Annotated in this window: 27 protein-coding genes; 17 read left to right on the top strand and 10 right to left on the bottom strand. The window is 37.4% G+C overall.

Annotated features, from left to right (window positions below; all coding sequences use genetic code 11):
• Positions 1-10: 10 nt before the first annotated feature.
• From ccoO to ttcA, 10 genes are all read left to right on the top strand, one after another.
• A complete protein-coding gene (ccoO, locus tag AC2IP4_RS06810; RefSeq protein WP_060990986.1) occupies positions 11-622 on the top strand; it encodes a cytochrome-c oxidase, cbb3-type subunit II in 612 nt (203 codons plus the stop codon).
• Positions 623-632: 10 nt separating this feature from the next.
• Positions 633-815 (top strand): cbb3-type cytochrome oxidase subunit 3, encoded by a 183-nt coding sequence (locus AC2IP4_RS06805; protein WP_060990987.1) that lies wholly within the window; start codon positions 633-635, stop codon positions 813-815.
• Positions 815-1,786 carry a cytochrome-c oxidase, cbb3-type subunit III gene (gene ccoP / locus AC2IP4_RS06800; RefSeq protein WP_060990988.1) on the top strand — a complete coding sequence of 324 codons (972 nt, stop codon included), beginning with the start codon at positions 815-817 and terminating at the stop codon, positions 1,784-1,786. The genes AC2IP4_RS06805 and ccoP overlap by 1 nt, the downstream gene beginning before the upstream one ends.
• A 132-nt stretch (positions 1,787-1,918) precedes the next feature.
• On the top strand, positions 1,919-2,398 hold the full coding sequence (locus tag AC2IP4_RS06795; protein WP_375322424.1) for a FixH family protein: 480 nt from the start codon (positions 1,919-1,921) through the stop codon (positions 2,396-2,398).
• A gap of 13 nt (positions 2,399-2,411) precedes the next feature.
• Positions 2,412-4,790 (top strand): heavy metal translocating P-type ATPase, encoded by a 2,379-nt coding sequence (locus AC2IP4_RS06790; RefSeq protein WP_486307278.1) that lies wholly within the window; start codon positions 2,412-2,414, stop codon positions 4,788-4,790.
• On the top strand, positions 4,783-4,953 hold the full coding sequence (gene ccoS, locus AC2IP4_RS06785; protein ID WP_375322426.1) for a cbb3-type cytochrome oxidase assembly protein CcoS: 171 nt from the start codon (positions 4,783-4,785) through the stop codon (positions 4,951-4,953). The genes AC2IP4_RS06790 and ccoS overlap by 8 nt, the downstream gene beginning before the upstream one ends.
• Complete coding sequence (locus AC2IP4_RS06780) at positions 4,943-5,617, top strand: sulfite exporter TauE/SafE family protein (protein WP_486310714.1); 675 nt, start codon at positions 4,943-4,945, stop codon at positions 5,615-5,617. Before ccoS ends, AC2IP4_RS06780 begins: the two co-directional genes overlap by 11 nt.
• Before the next feature lie 96 nt (positions 5,618-5,713).
• Positions 5,714-6,466: a fumarate/nitrate reduction transcriptional regulator Fnr gene (gene fnr, locus AC2IP4_RS06775; protein WP_060990993.1), complete on the top strand. Its 753-nt coding sequence runs from the start codon at positions 5,714-5,716 to the stop codon at positions 6,464-6,466.
• Positions 6,467-6,617: 151 nt separating this feature from the next.
• Positions 6,618-7,565 carry a universal stress protein UspE gene (gene uspE / locus AC2IP4_RS06770; protein WP_375322428.1) on the top strand — a complete coding sequence of 316 codons (948 nt, stop codon included), beginning with the start codon at positions 6,618-6,620 and terminating at the stop codon, positions 7,563-7,565.
• Positions 7,566-7,698: 133 nt separating this feature from the next.
• Positions 7,699-8,622 carry a tRNA 2-thiocytidine(32) synthetase TtcA gene (ttcA, locus tag AC2IP4_RS06765; protein ID WP_486310713.1) on the top strand — a complete coding sequence of 308 codons (924 nt, stop codon included), beginning with the start codon at positions 7,699-7,701 and terminating at the stop codon, positions 8,620-8,622.
• Positions 8,623-8,749: 127 nt separating this feature from the next.
• On the opposite strand, the gene AC2IP4_RS06760 is transcribed toward ttcA, so the two are convergent.
• Genes AC2IP4_RS06760 through AC2IP4_RS06750 form a run of 3 tightly spaced genes read right to left on the bottom strand, consistent with a single transcriptional unit; the run spans position 8,750 to position 10,969 of the window.
• Positions 8,750-9,397 (bottom strand): DUF2987 domain-containing protein, encoded by a 648-nt coding sequence (locus tag AC2IP4_RS06760; RefSeq protein ID WP_486310712.1) that lies wholly within the window; start codon positions 9,395-9,397, stop codon positions 8,750-8,752.
• A 1-nt stretch (position 9,398) separates the two neighbouring features.
• Positions 9,399-10,133 carry a glucosaminidase domain-containing protein gene (locus AC2IP4_RS06755; protein WP_375322431.1) on the bottom strand — a complete coding sequence of 245 codons (735 nt, stop codon included), beginning with the start codon at positions 10,131-10,133 and terminating at the stop codon, positions 9,399-9,401.
• Between the two features lie 8 nt (positions 10,134-10,141).
• Positions 10,142-10,969, bottom strand: a complete 828-nt coding sequence (locus tag AC2IP4_RS06750) for a DUF2189 domain-containing protein (protein WP_375322432.1) — start codon at positions 10,967-10,969, stop codon at positions 10,142-10,144.
• 327 nt (positions 10,970-11,296) lie between these two features.
• Between AC2IP4_RS06750 and potA the strand changes: the two genes are divergently transcribed.
• From potA to AC2IP4_RS06725, 5 genes are all read left to right on the top strand, one after another.
• The gene (potA, locus tag AC2IP4_RS06745) at positions 11,297-12,415 is read left to right on the top strand and encodes a spermidine/putrescine ABC transporter ATP-binding protein PotA (protein WP_375322788.1); all 1,119 of its coding nucleotides are present in this window, start codon (positions 11,297-11,299) and stop codon (positions 12,413-12,415) included.
• The gene (gene potB / locus AC2IP4_RS06740; RefSeq protein ID WP_375322433.1) at positions 12,399-13,256 is read left to right on the top strand and encodes a spermidine/putrescine ABC transporter permease PotB; all 858 of its coding nucleotides are present in this window, start codon (positions 12,399-12,401) and stop codon (positions 13,254-13,256) included. Before potA ends, potB begins: the two co-directional genes overlap by 17 nt.
• The gene (gene potC, locus AC2IP4_RS06735; protein ID WP_375322434.1) at positions 13,256-14,026 is read left to right on the top strand and encodes a spermidine/putrescine ABC transporter permease PotC; all 771 of its coding nucleotides are present in this window, start codon (positions 13,256-13,258) and stop codon (positions 14,024-14,026) included. Before potB ends, potC begins: the two co-directional genes overlap by 1 nt.
• Before the next feature lie 107 nt (positions 14,027-14,133).
• Entirely contained in the window at positions 14,134-15,168 is a 1,035-nt protein-coding gene (locus AC2IP4_RS06730) for an extracellular solute-binding protein (protein ID WP_375322435.1), read from the top strand.
• Between the two features lie 210 nt (positions 15,169-15,378).
• Entirely contained in the window at positions 15,379-16,422 is a 1,044-nt protein-coding gene (locus AC2IP4_RS06725) for an extracellular solute-binding protein (RefSeq protein WP_375322436.1), read from the top strand.
• Positions 16,423-16,520: 98 nt separating this feature from the next.
• Here the strand turns inward: AC2IP4_RS06725 and cobB are convergent, their stop codons facing one another.
• Positions 16,521-17,234, bottom strand: coding sequence for a Sir2 family NAD+-dependent deacetylase (gene cobB, locus AC2IP4_RS06720; RefSeq protein ID WP_375322437.1), 714 nt, complete (start codon positions 17,232-17,234; stop codon positions 16,521-16,523).
• A gap of 166 nt (positions 17,235-17,400) precedes the next feature.
• Between cobB and AC2IP4_RS06715 the strand changes: the two genes are divergently transcribed.
• Together AC2IP4_RS06715 and AC2IP4_RS06710 are read left to right on the top strand one after the other, a co-directional pair.
• On the top strand, positions 17,401-18,312 hold the full coding sequence (locus AC2IP4_RS06715) for a LysR family transcriptional regulator (RefSeq protein WP_486310711.1): 912 nt from the start codon (positions 17,401-17,403) through the stop codon (positions 18,310-18,312).
• Positions 18,313-18,562: 250 nt separating this feature from the next.
• Positions 18,563-19,783 carry a NupC/NupG family nucleoside CNT transporter gene (locus tag AC2IP4_RS06710; RefSeq protein ID WP_486310710.1) on the top strand — a complete coding sequence of 407 codons (1,221 nt, stop codon included), beginning with the start codon at positions 18,563-18,565 and terminating at the stop codon, positions 19,781-19,783.
• Positions 19,784-19,912: 129 nt separating this feature from the next.
• On the opposite strand, the gene AC2IP4_RS06705 is transcribed toward AC2IP4_RS06710, so the two are convergent.
• From AC2IP4_RS06705 to AC2IP4_RS06680, 6 genes are all read right to left on the bottom strand, one after another.
• Positions 19,913-20,203 carry a putative quinol monooxygenase gene (locus tag AC2IP4_RS06705; protein WP_375322440.1) on the bottom strand — a complete coding sequence of 97 codons (291 nt, stop codon included), beginning with the start codon at positions 20,201-20,203 and terminating at the stop codon, positions 19,913-19,915.
• Between the two features lie 75 nt (positions 20,204-20,278).
• On the bottom strand, positions 20,279-20,590 hold the full coding sequence (locus AC2IP4_RS06700) for a cupin domain-containing protein (RefSeq protein WP_375322789.1): 312 nt from the start codon (positions 20,588-20,590) through the stop codon (positions 20,279-20,281).
• Between the two features lie 12 nt (positions 20,591-20,602).
• Entirely contained in the window at positions 20,603-21,259 is a 657-nt protein-coding gene (locus tag AC2IP4_RS06695; protein WP_375322441.1) for a Qnr family pentapeptide repeat protein, read from the bottom strand.
• 234 nt (positions 21,260-21,493) lie between these two features.
• Positions 21,494-21,868: a hypothetical protein gene (locus AC2IP4_RS06690; protein WP_375322442.1), complete on the bottom strand. Its 375-nt coding sequence runs from the start codon at positions 21,866-21,868 to the stop codon at positions 21,494-21,496.
• Positions 21,869-22,020: 152 nt separating this feature from the next.
• The gene (locus tag AC2IP4_RS06685; RefSeq protein ID WP_486310709.1) at positions 22,021-22,632 is read right to left on the bottom strand and encodes a sugar O-acetyltransferase; all 612 of its coding nucleotides are present in this window, start codon (positions 22,630-22,632) and stop codon (positions 22,021-22,023) included.
• A gap of 50 nt (positions 22,633-22,682) precedes the next feature.
• Positions 22,683-23,126 carry a PACE efflux transporter gene (locus AC2IP4_RS06680; protein ID WP_375322444.1) on the bottom strand — a complete coding sequence of 148 codons (444 nt, stop codon included), beginning with the start codon at positions 23,124-23,126 and terminating at the stop codon, positions 22,683-22,685.
• Positions 23,127-23,181 lie beyond the last annotated feature (55 nt).

Genomic DNA, 23,181 nt, shown 5'->3' with positions numbered 1-23,181 from the left:
AGATCAGATTATGAGTTCTAATCGTCATGAAATCATAGAAAAAAATGTTGGCCTCCTCGCTGTATTGGTTATTGTTGCTATTAGTTTTGGTGCATTAGTAGAGATCACTCCACTAATATTCCAAAAACAGACAACAGAACCTGTTGAGAACCTACGAGTTTATACTCCTCTAGAAATGGAAGGCCGTGATATCTACATCCGAGAAGGTTGTAATGTTTGTCATAGCCAAATGATCCGCCCATTCCGTGCAGAAACGGAACGTTACGGTCATTATTCAGTTGCTGGTGAAAGTGTTTGGGAGCATCCATTTCTATGGGGTTCTAAGCGTACAGGCCCTGATCTAGCTCGAGTTGGTGATCGATACTCTGATGAGTGGCATCGTGTTCACTTAATGAACCCTCGTGATGTAGTTCCTGAATCAAACATGCCTGGCTTCCCTTGGTTAGCTGAGAACGTGCTTGACGGTGAATTAACATCGAAGAAAATTGCCATTTTCCGTAATAACTTTGGTGTTCCATACACTGAAGATGATGTTAAAAATGCATCTGAAGCGGTTAAAGGCAAGACTGAAATGGATGCACTTATTGCTTACCTTCAGTCTCTTGGCCACGCAATGAAGTAAGGAGGTCCCTATGGACGCTGGAACTATTCATGCAATTTGGACAGTTATTCTGTTTTTAAGCATGGTAGGCATTATTTTCTGGGCATACAGTAAAAAACAAAAGACACGCTTTGAAGAAGCGGCTAATTTGATTTTTGCTGATGAAGAAGAAAATAGTACTTCAAGCCAACTTAAGACAGGAGTCGAAAAATAATGAGTACTTTTTGGAGTCTCTGGATAAGTGTCATTACCATTGGTACGCTAATAGGTTGTGGTTTACTTCTTCGTTTTTGTCTGAAAAATACAACAGGCGTTGAAGAAGGTGAAGACATGGGTCATGAATACGATGGTATTCGTGAGCTAAATAACCCATTACCAAAATGGTGGTCTTATATGTTCTGGGCAACAATCGTTTTTGCGGTTGTTTATTTAATTCTTTACCCAGGATTAGGCAACTTTAAAGGCGTATTAGGTTGGACGAGTTCAGATCAAACCGTTCGAACAGTTGAAGAATCACGAGCATCGATTGAACGTGCTCATAAAGATAAAACGTTAGACCAATTTGCTCGTGAATTAGACGATGCAAATACAAGCTTTGGTGAAACATTCTCTAAACTTGCATATAAGCCAGGAACGTCTGAGTTTAGAGCTATTACTGATATTGCAAATGATGAAGATGCACTAAAAGTGGGTCAACGTTTATTCTTACAAAACTGTTCTCAATGTCATAGTTCAGACGCAAGAGGCATGATTGGTTTCCCTAACCTAACCGATAACGCATGGTTATATGGTGGAGAACCGCAAGCAATCAAAACAACCATTATGAATGGTCGTATTGGTAACATGCCAGCTTGGGGTGATGCTTTAGGGGCTGATGGCGTAGAAGAAGTAGTTAGCTACACGCTTAGCTTATCAGGTCGTAAAGTTAATGCTAAAGATGCTGCTGCAGGTAAACAACGATTTATCGTTTGTGCTGCATGTCATGGAACAGATGGTAAAGGTAACCCTGCTCTAGGAGCTCCTGATCTGACTGACAATGATTGGTTATTTGGTGATTCACGTGCAGCAGTTACTGAGACAGTAACCAATGGCCGTCAAGGCGTTATGCCGGCATGGAAAGACGTATTAGGTGAAGAGAAAGTTCAACTTCTTTCTGCTTATGTCTGGAGTCTAAGCAACAAGTAAATAGAAACAAGGCCCCTGTATGTTCAGGGGCTTTTTCTATTTAAAGAAAATACGTTATAAGCTCATCTTTTTGCCATATATCTTTCAACATAATAAATACTTATAGAAAGATCTTTAATAGGAATTATTACTATGTCTCAACCTTGGTATAAGCAGTTTTGGCCTTGGTTTCTTATCATTCTCCCTGGTACTGTTGTTGTCGCTTGTATTACGACTTTTGTTTTATTTGTCGAAAATGATGTTGATCTAGTTGCTGAAGATTACTACAAAAAAGGAAAGGCGATTAATGTCGACCTGTCGAAAATAAAAGTAGCCCAAGAACTCTCTATTTTTGCGAAAGTTCGTTCGGTTGGAAATACCATTGAAATTAAATTAGACAAAGGAAAACTTGAGCATAATCCGGCTATTAAAGCTATATTCACTCATCGAACCCTACCAAATCACGATTTTTCTCAAGTATTAACGTCTGATGCGAAAAGTGTTTATCGTATTCAATTAGAAGAGCCTTTAGCTGGTCCTTGGTTTATTGAGTTATTACCTCACGATAGTGAATGGATGATCCAAGGTCGTACTAACTTCCCCACCGAAGATTTTTTCCCACTAGGTAAATAAGGCAAGTAGACCTATGTCGAAGGATTGTTACCACTGCAGTGAACCTGTACCTTCCGGTTCACACTTTCAAGTTGATATTTTAGGTCAAACTCGTGATATGTGTTGCCCAGGCTGTGAATCAGTAGCGCAAACTATTGTAGAGAATGGGCTCTCTTCATATTATCAATATCGTACGGCCCCTGCCGATAAAGCAGATTTAGTCCCAGAACAATTAAAAGCATTAGCGCACTATGACCATAGTGAGATCCAAAAAGAATTTATACGAACTAACGACAACTTCAAAGAAGTGACATTGTCACTTGATGGTGTATCTTGTGCGGCCTGTGCTTGGTTAATTGAAAAACAACTTGCTAATGCAAAAGGGATTCATCAAATCAAAGTAAATACCTCGACCCATCGCGCTTTGCTAAGTTGGAATCCAGAAGAAACAAAATTAAGCACCCTTCTTACTCTTATTCACCAATTAGGATATAAAGCGGCGCCATTTGAAGCAGATAAGCAAGAAGAAGAATACCATCATTCAATGAAACAATACCTATATCGATTAGGCGTTGCTGGATTAGCTACAATGCAAGTAATGATGCTTGCTGTGGCATTGTACTTAGAGGTATTCGGAGATCTAGATGCTGAATTTAGAAACTACCTTCGATACGTTAGTTTAGTGTTTGCAACGCCAGTGATGCTGTATTCGGCACTGCCATTTTATATGAATGCTTGGCGCAGTTTAAAAGCGAGAACGCTAGGAATGGATGTTCCCGTTTCGATCGCAATGTTATTTGCCTATTTTGCCAGTGTTGTTGCAACCGTGACTGAAACAGGCGAAGTTTTTTTTGAATCAGTTGCCATGTTTACTTTCTTCTTGTTACTTGGTCGATTTTTAGAAATGCGAGCTCGTCGTAAGGCCGCAGCCATTACTGGTAATCTATTAAAATTAATTCCTGTAATGGCGACATTAACATCAGGTAAAAAAGTACCAGCTAGAACACTCGATGTTGGGGATACCGTAATTGTTCCACCAGGAGAACACTTACCCGCTGATGGTATTGTACTGTCTGGTTGCAGTGCGATTGATGAATCAATGTTTACGGGCGAATCAATGCCTGTCGCTAAAACAGAAACCGATCCAGTTTATGCCGGGACGATTAATGGCGATGGAAATCTAACCATAGAAGTAACGAAAACCAAAGCTGATTCATTAATATCTAATATTGTTAAATTACAAGATGAAGCTCAAATGTCGAAACCTAAAGTGGCAGAGATTGCAGACTTAGTCGCTCGCTATTTTGTGGCTGGTATCTTGATTATTTCAGCTTTCACCTGGTTCTATTGGCATGAAACTAAGCCTGATGACGCTTTTTGGATCATGCTTTCTGTATTAGTTGCAACTTGTCCTTGTGCCTTATCATTAGCAACACCAACAGCGATTACTTGCTCAACATCTCGATTAGCTCAGTTAGGTCTTATGCTTCGTCGTGGCCATGTATTAGAAACCTTGTGTAAAGTGAATCGCTTGGTGATTGATAAAACAGGCACGTTAACTGAAGGGAATATTCGCCTAACGCAAATCAGCACCTTCGGTGGTATTAACCCTCAACAATCAAAAGTCATTGCAGCAGAGCTAGAGTCTTTTGCTAATCACCCTATTGCCCGTGCATTTTCTGAGTATAGAACCCCAGAAAAGACGTATTTCGAGCGTGTTGAGAATATTATTGGTTCTGGTTTAGTTGGTTATTCAGGTCAAGATGAATGGAAAATAGGCCATAAAGCGTTCGCTACGCCTAATTTCCAACTAGAAAATCAGCAAGACTATCAAGTATGGTTATCTAAAAATGGGCAGCCAATAGCTGCTTTTGCTTTAGATGACCCGATCCGAGAAGAAAGCAAAGCATTTATTCAATCACTGCACCATTTAGGCATTAAAGTTACTATGTTAACTGGTGACAGCAGCTCTTCTGTAGAAAAAGTTGCGAAAGCGTTAGATATAGATGGCATCGTTTCAGGTGCAACACCACAAGGAAAACTAGATTATTTAAAATCATTACCAAAACAAGAAGTAAGTCTAATGGTTGGTGATGGTATTAATGATGCTCCGACTCTTGCTGGTGCTCATCTATCAATAGCGATGGGTTCAGGAACTGATGTAGCGAAAGCCTCTGCGGATATGATCCTTCTTGGTGATAACCTTTCTCGGCTTATTGAAGCGCGAGAACTTGCAATGAAAACACGAAAAATCATTCGTGAAAATTTAGCCTGGGCTTTAGGCTATAATGCCATTATATTGCCATTAGCGGTTATGGGCTTAGTTGCTCCTTATATTGCCGTTGTAGGTATGTCTGGTAGCTCTATTATTGTTGTTTCTAATTCTCTTAGGTTATTAAAAGAAAATGGCTAGTTTATATTTATTAATCCCAATCGCAATTATGCTGGTATGTGTGGCTGTTGCTGTCTTTATTTGGGCTGTAAAAAGTGATCAATTTGAAGATCTTGATCGTCAAGGAACAGAAATTTTATTTGATGAAGATACTCCAATTAAAAAGAACAAAGATGAACATTGATTTCATTGGGGCTTTTATCGTCGGGATAATGGGTGCAGGTCATTGTATAGGCATGTGTGGCGGGATTTCTGCAGTAATTACAATGAATTCAGCCAATACTAGCTACCCTCGCTGGTCATTTATCTTACTTTATAATATTGGAAGAATTATTTCATATTCGCTGTTTGGATATATTATTGGTGGGTTATTTATATCTATAGCTGCAACATCAGAAAGTTATAGTGCACTAGTATGCTTAAGAATTATTGCGGGTTTACTTATGTGCTTACTGGCCTTCTATATTGCAAACTGGTGGAAAGGTCTGGTATATGTTGAGGTTATTGGAAAAAAACTCTGGCAATACATATCTCCATTAACGAAGCCTCTATTACCACTAAAAACACCTTTTCATGCAATTCCTTTTGGATTCCTATGGGGTTGGCTACCATGCGGACTTGTTTATTCAACAGTAAGCTGGGCTGCCGTATCTGGAGGTGCTATTAATGGCGCTCTTATTATGGTGGCTTTTGGTTTAGGTACTCTTCCCGCTATGTTTCTCGTAGGGCTAGGAGCTCAAACACTAAAATCATGGTTAAATCATAAGGTAACAAAAAATATAAGTGGCTTATTATTATTAAGTTATGGTCTTCATACGATATCTATTGCTATAGATCAATTAAACTAATTACAATTTTTTTGCATAGTTTTGTTTTTATGCTACCACTTTTGGACAGGTTAATGCTAAAATTGACTTATATCAATTATAAGAGCATTGAATGAGATGATGTCAGATAACTCAGCAAACAAACGAATTCAGTCAGGCGGTTGTGCTATTCACTGCCAAGATTGTAGTATTAGTCAGCTATGTATTCCATTCACATTAAATGAATCAGAATTAGATCAGTTGGATGAAATCATTGAACGCAAAAAACCGATTCAAAAAGGCCAAGAGCTTTTTAAAGCCGGTGATGAATTACGTTCTCTATATGCAATTCGTTCAGGAACGATCAAAAGTTACACAATTACAGAACAAGGCGACGAGCAAATTACCGCTTTTCACTTAGCTGGTGATTTAGTAGGTTTTGATGCTATTACTGATGCTGAACACCCAAGCTTTGCTCAAGCTCTTGAAACATCAATGGTATGTGAAATACCATATGAAATCCTTGATGATTTATCAGGTAAAATGCCTAAGCTTCGTCAACAAATTATGCGTTTAATGAGTAACGAAATTAAAGGCGACCAAGAAATGATTCTGTTGCTTTCAAAAAAGAATGCAGAAGAACGTTTAGCCGCTTTCCTATATAACTTATCAACTCGTTTTCATCAACGTGGTTTCTCTCCAAGAGAGTTCAGATTAACCATGACCCGTGGTGATATCGGCAACTATTTAGGATTAACTGTAGAAACAATCAGTCGTCTATTGGGACGCTTCCAAAAAACAGAGATGCTTACAGTGAAAGGCAAATACATCACGATTAATGATCACGATGCATTAGCTGAACTTGCTGGCTCTGCTAAAGAAATAAAATAAGTAACACCCCATAAAATATCATATAAAAGTGAGATACTACTCTTTGAAGTATCTCACTTTTTTGTATCCTAACACTACAAATCCCTTACTAAACTGCTAAAGTAAATATAACAGAACAATTTAATGAAATTGGTTTACCAAGGAGGTTATTATGAACCGCTACCGTAAAATACTTGCTGTAGGGATCATCGATCAGGACGATCAACCCGCCTTATATCGGGCATTAGATATTGCCAAACGCAGTACAAAATCATCTGAGATCACTCTATTTTGTACTACCTATGACTTCTCCTATGAAATGACATCAATGCTGTCTGCAGATGAAAGGACAGCAATGAGAAATGGTGTTGTATCTCAAAAAGTAAAAATGCTCGATGATGTTATCGAGAGTTACGATATTCCTGAGCATGTCACCATTACTATAAAGATTGTTTGGCATAATCGCCCTTATGAAGCGATTATTAATGAAGTTTTCGACAATGGCTATAATTTATTAGTTAAAGCGACTCGTGAACACGCCAAGTTTGAAACCGTCTTCTTTACACCAACAGATTGGCATTTATTACGTAAATCCCCAATTCCTGTCCTTTTAGTAAAAGCAAGAGGATGGCCAGATAATGGTAATATTTTAGCATCCGTTCATGTTGGATCTGAAAACCCGGTACATCTAGCGCTTAATCATAAAATGGTAGAAGAGGCAAAATACTTTGCCGAGGTTTTAAACTCAACCCCACACCTAGTTAACGCCTATCCTTCTACACCGCCATCAATACATGCTGAATTGCCAGAATTTGATACAGTTCAATACAAAGATGCCATTCGAGGTCACCATCTAACTCAAATGAAAGCATTACGACAAGATCATGGCATACCAGAAGAACAAACTCATGTATATGAAGGGATAACAGAAGAAGTTATCTCAGAGGTTGAAGATGAATTGCATGCAGGTCTTGTTATTCTGGGTACCACTGGCCGTACAGGCTTATCAGCAATCTTTATTGGTAATACAGCAGAAAATACATTATCACTCTTAAACAGCGATATATTAGCGTTAAAACCTGAAGGTTATATTAGTCCTTTAGACCCTAATCATATCTAATCACATTAAGGGCGGCAACTTCGTCGCCCTCTCTTCTTCATTAACAAAATAATCCCTGCTGAAACTCGCTTATTGATCTTGATTGGGTATAATACCCGCCTTATCAGTTCCATCATTAGGTTAGAGTAAATAAATGAGCGAATTAACCAAAGCGCAGCAATTCAATTTCAATAAGCTTCAAAAGAAAATCCGTCGTAATACCGGTAATGCAATTGCCGATTACAATATGATTGAAGATGGCGACCGCATCATGGTTTGCTTATCTGGTGGTAAAGACAGTTTTACCATGTTAGATATTCTTATGGGTTTAAAGAAAAGCGCGCCTATCTCATTTGATCTAATCGCTGTAAATCTTGATCAGAAACAACCTGGTTTCCCTTCACATATTTTGCCTGAATACTTAGAAAAACTAGGTGTTGAATACAAAATTGTCGAAGAAGATACTTACTCAATAGTTCAAGATAAAGTACCAGAAGGCAAAACAACCTGTTCTTTATGCTCACGCTTACGCCGTGGTATTTTGTACCGTACGGCAAATGAATTAGGAGCAACTAAAATTGCACTTGGTCATCATCGCGATGATATTTTAGAAACTATGTTTTTAAATATGTTCTATGGCGGTAAATTGAAGGGTATGCCACCAAAACTAGTTTCTGATAATGGTGAGCATATTGTTATTCGTCCATTAGCTTATTGTCGTGAAAAAGACATCATCAAGTACGCAGACATGGCTGATTACCCTATTATTCCTTGTAACCTTTGTGGCTCACAGCCAAACATGCAACGTCAAAATGTTAAGCAAATGCTTAATACGTGGGATACACAGTTTCCTGGACGTATTGAATCTATGTTTACAGCAATGCAAAACGTAGTTCCGAGTCACCTTGCAGACTTTAATACCTTTGACTTTAAAGGTATTAACCGTGATTCTGGAGTGATTAACGGTGGAGATATTGGTTTTGATAAAGAAGAAATGCCAGTTCAACTAGTTGATTCTGATGACGCCGTAACTGAATTTGACCCGTCACTTCAATTAGATGTTGTTAACGTTCAATAGCCTTGTTGATATAACTACAGACAATAAAAATGGCGCTACTTAATGATTAAGTAGCGCCATTTTTTATGCATTTAATAAACCAAAACCAGTAATTATCTAATCATACTTTCATTAGCATAACTTGATATTATTTCACAAGCCATGGTGTTACTTTCAATGCTGTTGCTGGTAACTCAAAAGAAACGCTCTCATTAAACTTTCTAAGATCAATCGTTGCTTTTGCATTTTCAACAGGAATAACCGTACCATCAGAGGCTGCAATAGGTGACGTTACATTGTCACTAAAAACAAAACGAACCCCTTCAACATCTGGCATGAAGTATTTAGAGAACATACCTCCAATATCTGAAAGCATGGTGTCCATTTGCTTTGTTAATAGCGATAATTCATTAAAGCTTACTGAACCAGTTAAAGGTTTATTAGCTAATACTTCCATTGAAATATCGCATTGTTTCCCTTCTTCAGTTTGAATATAAACTAATGGATTAGCTGATTTTAAATTGTCATCAATTGGAAGAGGTAACTCCTGACTACTTGGAATCGTAAATTCTTCATAGTGCTCTTCTTTTTCCATCCATGCTTTTGTTATTTGACAGGCTTTACCCGTTTGTGAATCATTAAAAAACAAAGCCATACGAACATCTTCATGGCCTTCTTTTTGATTCACTTTTAACTGGTAATACAGTTTCGAATAAGTAAAACGATACTGCTCAGCTTTAACTGGTAACGCCAAACACAACAGTGACAACGTTGTCGCACCAATCCATTTTTTCATTTTATCTCCAATACTGACTATTATGACGGATCATCGCTTGGATCTCTTCAACGTAAGCCTCGCCACGTTCAGAGTAACGAATAAGTCCATGTGCTAATGCATTCGCTTCTTGCTCAGGCGTTAATGCCTCAGGAGAACTGTGTAACTTAGCTCGAATTATACGAAGATCAGCATAAGCATTATTACGGTTTACATTCATAAAGTAAGCATGAACAGCATCTTGTGATGAATTAAACTTTGCCACTTCATGCACAGCACCTTCATTACGCTTACTTGGAACAACCCCACAACCTTTAGTGTAACACCATTGTCCAAAGTAATTATTTGCTTCGCGGGCAAAACGAGACGTTCCCCACGCAGATTCATTCGCGCCCTGACTTAATACTAATGGTGCTGGTATATAGTCGACTTTGACTAACATTGCATTCACCCAACCAGAGGTAATCCCTGCATCGGTTAACTTCTCTTTATATAAATTAGATAGCTTAGTTGCTTGTTCTAATTCTTTTGTAGAAATATCCGCATCATTATCTAATTTCATTACTAAAGACTCTAAGAAAGTACGCTCTTCTTTCACTCGAGCATTCTCAGTAATTACCGCTGGATACATAAAGTTAAAGAAAGCTGCTTTTTTCTCTTTTACATCAGTAAAGGCTTTAAAATCAGGAACATTCTCTTTTGGTGTACAAGCAGACACCATTAATACAGCAGACAGAATAAGAATTTTTTTAATCATTATAGAACTCACGCATTGAAAATATTATTTTTAACATCTTGATTTGGGGTATGGTTGTCATCATTGTTGCTACCATCCTCATCATTTTTCACCATTACTTTTAAAGTAATACCGAACATATTACGATAAAGAATACCTTTAACATTAAAGATAAATGGCATTACTACAATTAAACCTACGCCATATAAAGCAATGCCAAACACCAAAGCAATCATAATCACAACATGAATAAGAAGCATAGATGCCAGTTTTCTATTCGTTGCTCTAAATGAGTATAGTAACGCTTTTAATGGCGGAACTTTTTTCTCACATACCAAAAGAATAGCAAAGCTAAAAGCCATTGATAAATAAAGAGCAACCATTGGTAAATAAATGTTTACTAATCCTTGTAATACCTCAGAAAGGATCGTAACTAAAGCGATCATGCCCGCAGAAGCCATTCCTTTAAAAATATAACTTGAACGACACTTAAGCCCTGCCGCATGACTCATACCCATTAAGCTTGCTCCAGCCGTTAATGGAGAAACAATAACTTGAGCGCTTAATCCTGCCACAAATGCTGCATAAGAGATATTAGTCGTTAGCTCCGTTTCGCCAAGGAAAGCTTTAAACAAAATTGCAGGATCACCTAATTGAACTTGTAAAGCGATGAAGAATACTGCCATATAAGAAAACGTCAGTAATAAAATAGCGGGTGAAAACGTAAAGAAATGCGTAATCGTATTTTTCCACGCTTCTTGCAATACGCTGACAGGGCTCAATTCGACTTGTCCTGTCATTGCCTTTTCAATGCTCCCACCAAGGATAAACGTTTTTTCTTTTGGTTGTTCGCTCATTTCTGTATACCACAATAAAACATGCGGCGATTATACGGCTTTCATCCTCACTGTGCAGTAATCAAAAAAAAGAATTTTAATAATCCTTTGAAAACAACAACTTTTAATTGTAACAAAACCAACCAACTTACTGATTTTTGTCTATAATTAAGCTCAACATATATACACTAAGACGCTAAAAAACAAAGAGTTTAAAAAAAAATAGGGTTATCAAATAAAAAACACTTTTAATATCGTAACTTGGGGTCTATTATGCGCCCGAAATCCCATCTTACATTCATAACACTAAGCGCGGTATCACAACCCGAAGGCGGAGATAAAAAGACATTGAACGTTACAGAACAATCCGAAAAAAAAGCCGTTATTAAATTAACCGGCATTTCAAAAAGCTTTGATGGCAAAGAAGTGATCTCTAATTTTGATTTAGATGTTAATCACGGTGAATTTTTAACAATTCTAGGACCATCAGGTTGTGGTAAAACCACAGTGTTACGCATGATTGCCGGTTTTGAAACCGCTGATGCAGGAACAATTTTACTGGATTCGACAGATGTAACGTCAATACCCGCTGAACAGAGGCATGTGAATACGGTATTCCAGAGCTATGCCCTATTCCCACATATGACGGTATTTGAAAACGTTGCGTTTGGTTTGCGTATGCAAAATGTGCCAAGTAATGAAATTGAACCTCGCGTAACTGAAGCGTTACAGATGGTTCGGCTAGCACAAATGGCAAATCGTAAACCTCATCAGTTATCTGGTGGACAACAGCAACGTATCGCTATTGCTCGCGCAGTAGTAAATAAGCCAAAGGTTCTATTATTAGATGAATCTTTATCTGCACTTGATTACAAACTACGTAAACAAATGCAAATTGAGCTTAAACAATTACAACGTCAATTGGGTATTACTTTTATCTTTGTAACTCACGATCAAGAAGAAGCCCTTTCAATGTCAGACCGTATTATTGTAATGCGTGATGGTGTTATCGAACAGGACGGTACTCCTCGTGAAATTTACGAAGAACCAAAGAACTTATTTGTTGCTCGCTTTATCGGTGAAATCAACGTGTTTGCAGCAACAGTACTAGAACGCCTTGATGAAAAACGCATTAAAGCTGAAATCGAAGATACGTCTGCAATTGTTTATTGTGACCTGGATGTTAATCCTGGTGACAAAGTAAAAGTATTGCTGCGTCCTGAAGATTTACGACTTGAAGAAATTAAAGAATCAGATACTAAAGGCATCACAGGTTACGTTCGTGAACGTACCTACAAAGGGATGACATTAGATTCGGTACTTGAATTAGATTCTGGAATGAGAGTAATGATCAGTGAGTTCTTTAATGAAGATGATCCAGATGTTGATCACTCTTTAGGTCAAAAAGTAGCAATTACTTGGGTTGAAAGCTGGGAAGTGGTGTTAGCAGATGAACAAGAAGTTTAATCTCCAAAATATCATCATCACAATTATCGTAACTTGGTTACTGCTGTTCGTTTTCATTCCAAATGTAATGATTATTGGCACCAGTTTCTTAACTCGTGATGAAGCAAATTTAATTGAAATGACGTTTACGATGGATAACTATCTACGTCTTTTTGATCCTCTATATGCAAAAGTACTGTGGCACTCATTTTATATGGCCATTGTTGCAACGCTAATATGTTTAGTTGTGGGTTACCCATTCGCTTACATTGTTGCAAAAATGCCTGAAAAATGGCGTCCATTTATGCTGTTTTTGATCATTGTTCCTTTTTGGACTAACTCATTGATCCGTACTTACGGGTTAAAAATAGTGTTAGGCACGCAAGGTATCTTGAATAAAAGCTTAATTGCTATAGATATCATCGATAAACCAATACGTATTATGTACACAGAAAGTGCAGTAATGATTGGCTTAGTTTACATTCTATTGCCTTTTATGATTTTGCCACTGTATTCAGCAATTGAAAAACTAGACGGTACTTATCTAGAGGCTGCTCGTGATTTAGGTGCAAACAAACTTCAAACATTATGGAAGATTGTTTTGCCACTAACAATGCCAGGAATTATCGGTGGGTGTCTGTTAGTTCTTCTACCTGCATTAGGGATGTTCTACATTTCTGATCTACTAGGTGGCGCGAAAAACCTATTAATTGGTAACGTTATTAAGAGTCAGGTTCTTAATGCTCGTGACTGGCCATTTGGTGCAGCAACCAGTATTGCCCTAACCTTAGCAATGGCATTGATGCTGTACGCATACTACCGTGCAGGAAAGTTATTAAATAAAAAGGCGGATCTAGATTAATGGGGCGCACAATAAAATTTAGTTTCATGAGTTTGGTATACATCTTCTTATACCTGCCAATCATCGTTTTGATTGCAAACTCATTTAACGCAAGTAAATTTGGCATGAAATGGGGCGGCTTTACTACGAAATGGTATGAAGCTCTCATCAATAACGATAGTTTAATGCAAGCGGCTTGGCACTCAATCACCATTGCTGTGATTTCAGGTACTGCTGCAACGATCATTGGTAGCTTAACAGCTGTTGCCCTATTTCGTTATCAGTTTAAAGGCAAGAAGTTCGTTAATGGTCTATTGTTTATTGTAATGATGTCACCTGATATCGTAATGGCAATTTCATTACTCGCTATCTTCTTGGTGATCGGCTTTGAACTTGGCTTTTTAACCTTGTTAATTGCTCACATTACTTTCTGTCTGCCATTTGTGGTTGTGACAGTATACAGCCGATTAAAAGGCTTTGATGTGAAGATGCTAGAAGCAGCCCGTGATTTAGGTGCAAGTGAATGGGTTATCCTAAAGCAAATTATCTTACCATTAGCAAAACCTGCGGTTGCTGCTGGTTGGTTATTAAGTTTTACTCTGTCGCTGGATGATGTAATCATTAGTTCATTTGTAACAGGTCCTACTTATGAAATTTTACCTCTGAAAATTTATTCAATGGTTAAAGTTGGTATTTCACCAGAAGTGAATGCCCTAGCAACAGTAATGTTAATCGTTTCACTGGCTTTAGTTGTCATTTCACAACTCCTTGCAAGAGAAAAAATTAAGTAACTCTTTCAAAATTTAAATCAATTGCTTACTGCAAGCAATGAAATCTGGAAGACATGCCTTTTGTTCGACATGTCTTCTTTTTTATCACTCTAATGGAGAGTCAATCAATGAACAAAATGGCTGCGTTTTTTACTGGAACCGCCTGTGCATTAGCACTAACAATGAATGTTGCTAACGCAAAAGAAAATGATGAATTGGTATTCATGAACTGGGGACCATACATCAACAGTGATATCTTAGAAGAATTTACTAAAGAGACTGGTATTAAAGTTATCTACTCTACTTACGAGTCTAACGAAACATTATATGCAAAAATGAAAGCGCATAATAAAGGTTACGATTTAGTTGTACCATCAACTTACTTTGTAGCAAAAATGCGTGACGAAAAAATGCTACAACCAATTGATAAATCAAAAATTTCAAACTTCAATGGTTTAGATACAAACTACTTAGATAAAGCATTCGACCCAAAGAATGAATACTCTATCCCACATGTAGTTGCTATTACAGGCCTTGCTGTAAACACTGAAATGTATAATCCAGATGATTTCGATAGCTGGAGCGACCTTTGGAACCCAGAGTTTGAAGGTCAATTAATGTTAATGGACGATACTCGTGAAGTATTCCACATTGCATTACGCAAACTAGGTTACTCAGGTAACTCAACCAATCCAAAAGAAATTGATGAAGCTTACGCTGAACTACAAAAACTAATGCCAAACGTATTAGTGTTTAACTCTGATAACCCTGCTGCACCATACATGGCTGGTGAAGTTGGTTTGGGCATGCTTTGGAATGGTTCTGCTGCTGCTGCACAAGCAGAAGGTTTACCAATCAAACTAATCTTCCCTAAAGAAGGGGGTATTGGTTGGGTTGATAACTTTGCAATTCCATCTGGTGCAAAAAATGTAGAAGCATCTCATAAGATGATCGACTTCTTACTTCGCCCTGAAATTGCAGCTCGTATTTCAAAAGATACTGGTTATTTAACTGCAGTTAAAGCATCAAATGATAAATTTCAAGATGTTGCTCCACTGTTCCCATCTCAAGAAGATCTTGACCGTGTAGAATGGCAATCAGCCGTTGGTGATATGACAGTGAAATACGAAGAGTACTTCTTAAAACTGAAAGCCGGACAGTAACCTAACCCTTTACTGACCTTAATTAATGGCAGTGTTTACGCTGCCATTTTTATATTTATAAATAACGACTATCCTCCTTTAACTCTCCCTTTCTTTTCTTAAAAACTAATCTATATCAAGCCCTTGATTTATAAACCCATGAAGTCTGTCTCAATTATTGTTATAATGTTCGGCTAATTAATGGAAATCCCTCTGATATAGGAGAAGGAAATGAAAAAGTGGACAACTCTCGTCTCTACAGGACTGTGCGCTGCAGCCTTAATCGCTGGTAATGCACAAGCTGCGGATAAAGAGCTCTATTTTTACAACTGGTCAGAATACATCCCTAATGAAGTGCTAGAAGACTTTACCAAAGAAACAGGTATCAAAGTCTATTATTCAACTTATGAGTCTAACGAAAGCATGTATGCTAAGTTAAAAACTCAAGGCTCTGGATACGACCTAGTTGTTCCTTCAACTTACTTTGTGTCTAAAATGCGCAAAGAAGGCATGCTACAAAAGATAGACAAAAGTAAATTGCCTCATTTCAAAGATTTAGATCCTAACTATTTGAACAAACCATTTGATCCAAATAATAACTACTCGATTCCTTACATCTGGGGTGCAACAGGTATTGGTGTTAATGCCGATATGATGAACCCAAATGATCTGAATTCTTGGGATGATTTCTGGGATGAAAAATGGCAAGGCCAATTAATGATGATGGATGACTCTCGTGAAGTCTTCCATATTGCATTAACAAAATTAGGTTACTCAGCAAACACAACCAATCCTGATGAAATCAAAGAAGCATATGAAGAATTGAAAAAACTGATGCCTAACATATTAGTATTTAATTCTGATTTCCCAGCAAATCCGTACTTAGCTGGTGAGACTAGTGTTGGTATGCTTTGGAATGGTTCTGCTTATATGGCTCGTGAAGAAGGCGCAAACATTCAAATCGTATGGCCAGAAAAAGGCACTATTTTCTGGATGGATAGCCTAGCAATTCCTTCTGGCGCTAAAAATGTAGATGCCGCTCATCAAATGATGGACTTTTTACTTCGTCCTGAGAATGCAGCAAAAATTGCACTAGAAATTGGCTACCCAACGCCTGTTAAATCAGCGTACCCTCTTCTTCCTAAAGCATTTGCGAATGATCCAAACATCTTCCCACCACAAGAAGTTATGGACTCTGGTGAATGGCAAGATGAAGTAGGAGCTGCAAGTTCTATTTATGATGAATACTTCCAACGCCTAAAAGTAGATATGTAATATCATTACATATCTACTAAGTCATAAATAAAAACAAAAAAAGCCAATAAATTAAACGATTTATTGGCTTTTTTATTCATAATTTATGATTGAAATAATTAGACTTCTAATAGCTCAGCAATTAATTTTGGTACTAATTCACCCGCTTTTCCATAGCGCTTTTCTTCAAACTCATCATCAACCGCACTTGGCTCTAAGTTAATTTCAATAGTATGAGCACCGTGCAACCTTGCTTCATGAACAAACCCCGCAGCTGGATACACTGAACCTGATGTGCCAATAGAAATAAACAAATCAGCTTTGTTTAATGCATCATGAATTCGCCCCATCTCTAATGGCATCTCACCGAACCAAACCACATGAGGACGCAGCTGCGCAGGTATCTGGCAACAATGACAAAGATCTCCCGTATAAATATCATCAGTGCAATCTATGACTTGATTTGATTCTTCACAACGAACTTTATTTAGTTCACCATGCATATGAATGACGTTTGAACTGCCACCACGTTCATGCAAATTATCAATATTTTGCGTCACAATAGTTACCGTACCATTGAGTTCACTTTCAAGCTTAGCTAATGCTTTATGGGCAGCATTTGGTTGAATATCTTCACTTTTTAACAACGAACGGCGCTTGTTATAGAAATCTTGAACTAAATCAGGGTCTTTAAAAAAGCCTTCAGGTGTCGCTACATCTTCAATACGATGATTTTCCCAAAGACCATCACTTGCTCGAAATGTTTGAATCCCTGATTCAGCAGAAATCCCTGCTCCTGTTAAAATAACAATATTCTGATATGGAAATAGCATTCATCATCCTTAGCTGTCGTCTTTTATCTCTAAACTCTATCATGAAAAAACGAAGCATTTTCAATAGATAACTAAAAACAAAGACACAACTCACTTTATTCAATTCAATCGCTCCATTACAATAGAAGCGTTCTTTTTACTGTTAAATTTACCAATAGAGAAACCTATGTTAAAGCAAGCCAAACAAATGATCGTGTTTAATGCGCTCACTCAACAGAAAAGCTTTACTAAGGCCGCTCAGCTTCTTGAAATTTCAAGAACGCAGGTTAGTTTGCAGATTCAGCTTCTTGAGGAGCGTTTAGGTGTTCAGTTAGTACAACGAACAACACGCTCTTTTTCCCTTACAGAAGCTGGTCAATCATTCGCGGTGCATTGCGCCAATATTGCCGATGAGATTAACGAGGCAGAGAACGAACTGCTATCTAATATGGATACATTAAATGGCAAACTTCGTGTCGGGATCGCTCAATCTTTTGCGACCAATCATATATTGCCCTATCTTTCTGAGCTTCATCAGCGCTATCCACAACTGAATATTGAAATAACCTTGTTTGATCATAAGATTGATGTGATTGCAGAGCAATTAGACTTATGGATAGGTGTGATGGATTCCCCTCCAGAAGGGTTTGTTGCAAGACATCTGATTGATTGTCATTTCGTTCTAGTTGCAAGCCCTAGTTATCTAGCAAAACAAGGGATCCCTTATCATCCTTATGATCTTAAAAAACACAACTGTCTTACTTATATTAGTCGTGAACGTAAGGATAATGTGTGGGGTTTTCATAAAGGTGAAGAGGATCTTCAAATTAAAGTGACTGGTAATTATCGCATCGATTCTGCCGACGCCATTCGTAACGCCACGATTTCCGGTAACGGTATTGGCTATATCGCCACTTATCTTTTATCAGATGAGCTGCGGACAGGTAAACTAGTTCAGCTCTTACCTGATTGGGAATTAAATCAATCAATGCCTTTATATGCAATTTACCCTCGACGTAAATTCCTACCTAAAAAGGTCTATATTTTTATGGAGTTTGTTCGACAGCATATTAACTCAGACAGAATTGATAATATATAATCGAATCTCTACCATATAGAATTAGGGATAGTTACAGTCAATAGCACACCAAATTATCCCATATAGTAACAACTGACTCTTTTATATGTGACAAAGCTCTCAAACAAGCTGTTATTGATGAATAGGCAACCGATCTTCTCTCTTTTTGTTATCATCATGTACATTCAATAACAACTTGATCCTTGTCACACTTTTATTTTTGACTAGAATACCCCCGCAATCATTAACTAAATACTATTGGAGTTTGACCATGAACTTTTTGGTCAGTATTCTAGGCATTGTTTGCCTATTCGCGATTGCCTTTCTCTTTTCTGAAAACCGACAAGCCATAAAATGGCGCACTGTATTAGGCGCATTCCTAATTCAATTACTATTTGCCGGATTCATTCTCTATGTACCTATCGGTCAAACTATCCTTAATAGTATCTCTACTGCCGTCTCTGACATTATTGCTTATGGACGTGTAGGCACTGAATTCCTTTTTGGTGACTTAGCCCAATACAAGTTAGGATTCATTTTTGCCGTCAACGTTTTGCCTACCATCGTTTTCTTCTCAGCATTAATCTCTGTTCTTTATTACTTAGGTATAATGGGATGGATAATTAAATTTATTGGTGGCGGCTTACAGCGCTTCCTTGGTACAACTCGTACAGAATCAATGTCAGCAACCGCTAATATCTTTGTTGGTTCAGTTGAAGCGCCGTTAGTTGTTCGTCCTTTCCTTGCTAAAATGTCACGTTCTGAGTTATTTGCTGTAATGGTTGGTGGTTTAGCGTCTGTAGCTGGTGGCACAATGGTAGGCTACGCGGGTTTAGGCGTTGAATTACGTTATTTAATCGCTGCAAGCTTTATGTCAGCTCCTGCTGGATTAATGATGGCAAAATTAATTGTTCCACAAACAGAAGACATTAACGAAGCAGATCAGTACGAAGACGATGTCGTAGATGATGCTCCTATAAACATCATTGATGCTGCATCACAAGGTGCATTGAATGGCTTACAAATAGTCTTTGCAGTAGGTGCTAGCTTATTGGCGATTATTAGCTTAATTGCCTTAGTTAATGGTGGATTACATAAAGTTGGCTTATTAGTTGGTTTTGATAATTTAAGCTTAGATCTTATTTTTGGTTACCTATTTGCCCCTATTGCTTGGTTAATTGGTGTTCCATGGTCAGAAGCAACCGTTGCTGCAAGTTTAATTGGTAAGAAAATCGCGATTAATGAATTCGTAGCCTTTGCTGACTTAATGGCAGTTAAAGATCAATTAAGCGAACATTCTCAAGCTATTGTTACTTTCGCTTTATGTGGCTTTGCAAACTTAACCTCTATCGCCATGTTAATGGGTGGATTAGGTGGCGTTGTTCCAAGCCGCCGTCCAGACATTGCACGCTTAGGGATGAAAGCAATCTTTGCTGCAACATTAGCAAATTTAATGAGTGCAGCCGTTGCAGGTATCTTCCTTTCCTTCTAAGGGAGCTGATACAGCTAAATACATAAGATATAAAAAAGCCACTCATGATAATACGTGAGTGGCTTTTTGTTATTCATCACTCCCTAGATAACTTGTTATATCTAAGAAAGCTTTATAATTTATCGTTAACTAAAGCTTCGTCATACGATTAAGCACAAATGACACCACTGAGCCGTCTACCGCTTTTACATACTCTGCTATATGAACAGAATTTAAATGGTCTTGTAAAAACGCTTCGCTCTCCCATTGCTCATGGAACACAAATACACATGGGTTGTCATTGTCTTGATGTAAATCGTACTGAATACAACCCACTTCTTTACGTGTCGGTTCAAGCAGTTTAAGCATTTCTGCTTTAACAAATTCAGCTTTACCATCTTGAGCTTCAATTCTTGCAACAATAGTCAGTGTTTGAGTCATTATATTTGTTCCGTTCTATTAATAGAGAAGACAGAGTAAACGATTAAAAGCCCAAATGTAAGAATCTTCATTTACTCAATAAAAAACCGCTAACCAAATCGTTAAATTATCAGGATCCGTTTTACTCACTTTATGTTTTTGATGCGCAGGGATAGTTAAATAATCGCCCTTATTTAACGTTCTCTCTGTTCCATCTTCAAATAAAATAGTACCAAAACCTTCAAGTACTAAAACCCATTCATTCTCATCTTGATCATACCAACCAGATTCAGGAGAGCTTTGGCCTGATGATACAATTCTCTCTATACGTACTGAATGACTTGTGACTAGATCAGTAAATACCTCATTACTTAACTCATTAGGAAGGTTGGTAAACAAATTACTCATCATACTCTCCTATTAATCAGGCAAAACAACTAAACCTAATGGCTCCAATAACTGCTCTTGTTGCCAACCACAAATCTTAACACCTGTTAAATCTACTCTACGGGGATCTAAACCTTCTAATTCACAGTGGCATAAATTAGCATCTTGCATTCTAAATTGCCCCCATGCATCGACAGAGAAAGAACCTCGAGATAGATCAGAACCTTTAAATGAAGCGCCTTGTAGATTTGCTCCATTCCATTTATTTTCAAACAAATCACATTTCTCTATACATAAACGTTCAAGATTAGCGTAGGACAAGTTGCAACCGGTTATGTACACAGAACAAAAATACATCTGATGGCTAATTTGATTTACAAAATTAGCTTGAAGAAAGTTTGCTCCTTTTAAATCACAATCTCTAAACTCAGCCCCAAACCCATTTGCGCCTTTAAAATTAGCCATCGTTAAGCGACAATTTTTAAAAGAAGCATCACGCAAGTCACTGTAATCAAAATGACAACCTTCGATAGCACCTTGTTCGATAAAGACACAATCAACAAATCGAGCGTCTCTAAGGTTTGTACGACTAAAATTACAACAATAAAACTTACACTCTTCGTAATAAGATTCGCTTAAATCTTGGCGTGAAAAGTCTACTTGATTAAATACTTCGTTATATGTAGCCATGTTTTTCCCTCTAAATTCAATGCGAGGAAGATTATCAGTATCTATTATAAATACCAATAAATATAACCCCTTTAAAAACATGAGGTTAAAATCACTTAAAACCGAGATTTTAAATAACCAAACAACCTTTCTTGTAAACAAAAATCAAACTAAAGGACGAGGATTACAAGAAAAAAGTTTTAATCAATTAAAGCGAATAGAGACTGCATTTAACTATTCTATTTATCTCAAACATTAAACAAGTATTTTACTTTTTGAGCGGATAAATACAGAAACTTGGTTGCTACGTGGAAGATTCATCCTCATGATATTTTCACAACAACGCATTAATATTTGATGGGCTTTCTCTTCTAAATCATCATGGCTATCTAGCGAAGAAAACGATATACACAAATCCATTTTATGTGCATATTGCAAAATATCTGGGGATTGGGTTGAATTGAAAATAACATCTTCACAAGCTTTAGCTTGACTATCAATTATCCATTTTTTAACTAAAATCGCCTGAGCAGCATTGCTTAATGTTATCGCACTTACAAAATCTTTCTGATTAAAATAAAGGTCAATAGCCCTATTCAATTGATGTAATGCGATTGCTACATTATCCATAACGTTACCTCCTTGTTTGTTTATAAAACTAGCTCGAATTTAAAACACGAGCTCCTCTATTAAGAGTTTAGATAACTTTACGAACATAAAATGCTATCACGATCACTAATGTATATTTTCGTTTAAAAAAAGAACAATTGTTAATTCTATCGTTAATTATCTTCTTCCATTAGTAAGCGCCACATCTCATCTAATTCTTGATTTGTCGGAATTTTACTATGAGAAATTGACTTAACTACACGGCAAGGATTACCAACAGAAACACAATCAGAAGGGATGTCTTTAGTTACAACACTACCCGCACCAATGATACTTCTATCACCAATGGTTACCCCATCCAGAATAACACTATTAGCGCCTATCCATACGTTATCGCCAATAACAATAGGATTACCTGTAGCAATAGGAAGCACTCGTTCAGCAAGATCAAAAGGATGCCCAGCAGTGCTAATAACTACATTAGGGCCAATTTGAACATACTCACCAATAGTTACGCTAGCAAGATCAAGAATCGTGACACCTGTATTTAAGAACCCTCCTTGTTTAAAGCAAATATTTTTCCCCATATCACAATAAAAAGGAGGAATGATGGTAACCCCTTTATTACTTCCTAAAAGGTCATCCAATAGCTCTTGTCTAAATGCGCCTTGCGACGGACGGCTATGGTTAAACTCATAGAGTTTTTCCTTTACTTGGTTTTGAAAATCCATCAATTCACGATCAATAGGAATATGCACACTAAAATCTGACAATTTATGACTCATTCTCACTCCTTATTAAACGACACTCCCTATTTAAATCCAACCAAATAAAACTATATTGTTACATTCTCAGTCTTTAACTGAGTTTTATGCGGTACAGGGAAAGCTTTATCATAAGCCAAGTTATAGATATAAGCATAAAACAGATAAAATACAACGAGACCAATATCTAAAATAAAGGCTTCAACTAGGCTGACATTTAAGAACCATGCTATTGCAGGAATAGTAAGCACCAATAACCCCCCTTCAAAACCTAAACTGTGCATGACACGATTCATCGTCGTTTTTACTGTGCTGCCAGTTCTTTTTATCATGTAGTTATCAAATAGAATGTTATAAACATAGTTCCATCCCGTAGCCACCACAGAAAAAACAACCCCCATAATACCCACATGCCCCATTTCAAAGCCAAACTGACTTAGGACACCAACAATCAATAACAAACCAATTAATTCAAATAAAATAGCGTGACGAATACGATCAAAACGAGTTCTCATTATATAACTCCAAACGTTAATGTTAGTTCTATTATATAAATTAAAACCGATAGAA

The organism is Aliivibrio thorii (genome assembly GCF_057368585.1).
Note: the sequence above shows the minus strand (reverse complement) of the source record. Positions and strands in the feature narration are given on the sequence as shown.

Bases quoted from the DNA above. Each gene is read 5' to 3' on its own strand.
- AC2IP4_RS06685 (WP_486310709.1), bottom strand. From the start codon at position 22,632: ATGAGTCATAAATTGTCAGATTTTAGTGTGCATATTCCTATTGATCGT.
- AC2IP4_RS06730 (WP_375322435.1), top strand. From the start codon at position 14,134: ATGAACAAAATGGCTGCGTTTTTTACTGGAACCGCCTGTGCATTAGCA.
- AC2IP4_RS06680 (WP_375322444.1), bottom strand. From the start codon at position 23,126: ATGAGAACTCGTTTTGATCGTATTCGTCACGCTATTTTATTTGAATTA.
- AC2IP4_RS06700 (WP_375322789.1), bottom strand. From the start codon at position 20,590: ATGAGTAATTTGTTTACCAACCTTCCTAATGAGTTAAGTAATGAGGTA.
- AC2IP4_RS06715 (WP_486310711.1), top strand. From the start codon at position 17,401: ATGTTAAAGCAAGCCAAACAAATGATCGTGTTTAATGCGCTCACTCAA.
- AC2IP4_RS06780 (WP_486310714.1), top strand. From the start codon at position 4,943: ATGAACATTGATTTCATTGGGGCTTTTATCGTCGGGATAATGGGTGCA.
- AC2IP4_RS06760 (WP_486310712.1), bottom strand. From the start codon at position 9,397: ATGAAAAAATGGATTGGTGCGACAACGTTGTCACTGTTGTGTTTGGCG.
- fnr (WP_060990993.1), top strand. From the start codon at position 5,714: ATGATGTCAGATAACTCAGCAAACAAACGAATTCAGTCAGGCGGTTGT.
- AC2IP4_RS06750 (WP_375322432.1), bottom strand. From the start codon at position 10,969: ATGAGCGAACAACCAAAAGAAAAAACGTTTATCCTTGGTGGGAGCATT.
- AC2IP4_RS06805 (WP_060990987.1), top strand. From the start codon at position 633: ATGGACGCTGGAACTATTCATGCAATTTGGACAGTTATTCTGTTTTTA.
- AC2IP4_RS06790 (WP_486307278.1), top strand. From the start codon at position 2,412: ATGTCGAAGGATTGTTACCACTGCAGTGAACCTGTACCTTCCGGTTCA.
- ttcA (WP_486310713.1), top strand. From the start codon at position 7,699: ATGAGCGAATTAACCAAAGCGCAGCAATTCAATTTCAATAAGCTTCAA.
- ccoO (WP_060990986.1), top strand. From the start codon at position 11: ATGAGTTCTAATCGTCATGAAATCATAGAAAAAAATGTTGGCCTCCTC.
- ccoP (WP_060990988.1), top strand. From the start codon at position 815: ATGAGTACTTTTTGGAGTCTCTGGATAAGTGTCATTACCATTGGTACG.
- ccoS (WP_375322426.1), top strand. From the start codon at position 4,783: ATGGCTAGTTTATATTTATTAATCCCAATCGCAATTATGCTGGTATGT.
- uspE (WP_375322428.1), top strand. From the start codon at position 6,618: ATGAACCGCTACCGTAAAATACTTGCTGTAGGGATCATCGATCAGGAC.
- AC2IP4_RS06795 (WP_375322424.1), top strand. From the start codon at position 1,919: ATGTCTCAACCTTGGTATAAGCAGTTTTGGCCTTGGTTTCTTATCATT.
- AC2IP4_RS06725 (WP_375322436.1), top strand. From the start codon at position 15,379: ATGAAAAAGTGGACAACTCTCGTCTCTACAGGACTGTGCGCTGCAGCC.
- AC2IP4_RS06755 (WP_375322431.1), bottom strand. From the start codon at position 10,133: ATGATTAAAAAAATTCTTATTCTGTCTGCTGTATTAATGGTGTCTGCT.
- AC2IP4_RS06690 (WP_375322442.1), bottom strand. From the start codon at position 21,868: ATGGATAATGTAGCAATCGCATTACATCAATTGAATAGGGCTATTGAC.
- AC2IP4_RS06710 (WP_486310710.1), top strand. From the start codon at position 18,563: ATGAACTTTTTGGTCAGTATTCTAGGCATTGTTTGCCTATTCGCGATT.
- cobB (WP_375322437.1), bottom strand. From the start codon at position 17,234: ATGCTATTTCCATATCAGAATATTGTTATTTTAACAGGAGCAGGGATT.
- AC2IP4_RS06705 (WP_375322440.1), bottom strand. From the start codon at position 20,203: ATGACTCAAACACTGACTATTGTTGCAAGAATTGAAGCTCAAGATGGT.
- potB (WP_375322433.1), top strand. From the start codon at position 12,399: ATGAACAAGAAGTTTAATCTCCAAAATATCATCATCACAATTATCGTA.
- AC2IP4_RS06695 (WP_375322441.1), bottom strand. From the start codon at position 21,259: ATGGCTACATATAACGAAGTATTTAATCAAGTAGACTTTTCACGCCAA.
- potC (WP_375322434.1), top strand. From the start codon at position 13,256: ATGGGGCGCACAATAAAATTTAGTTTCATGAGTTTGGTATACATCTTC.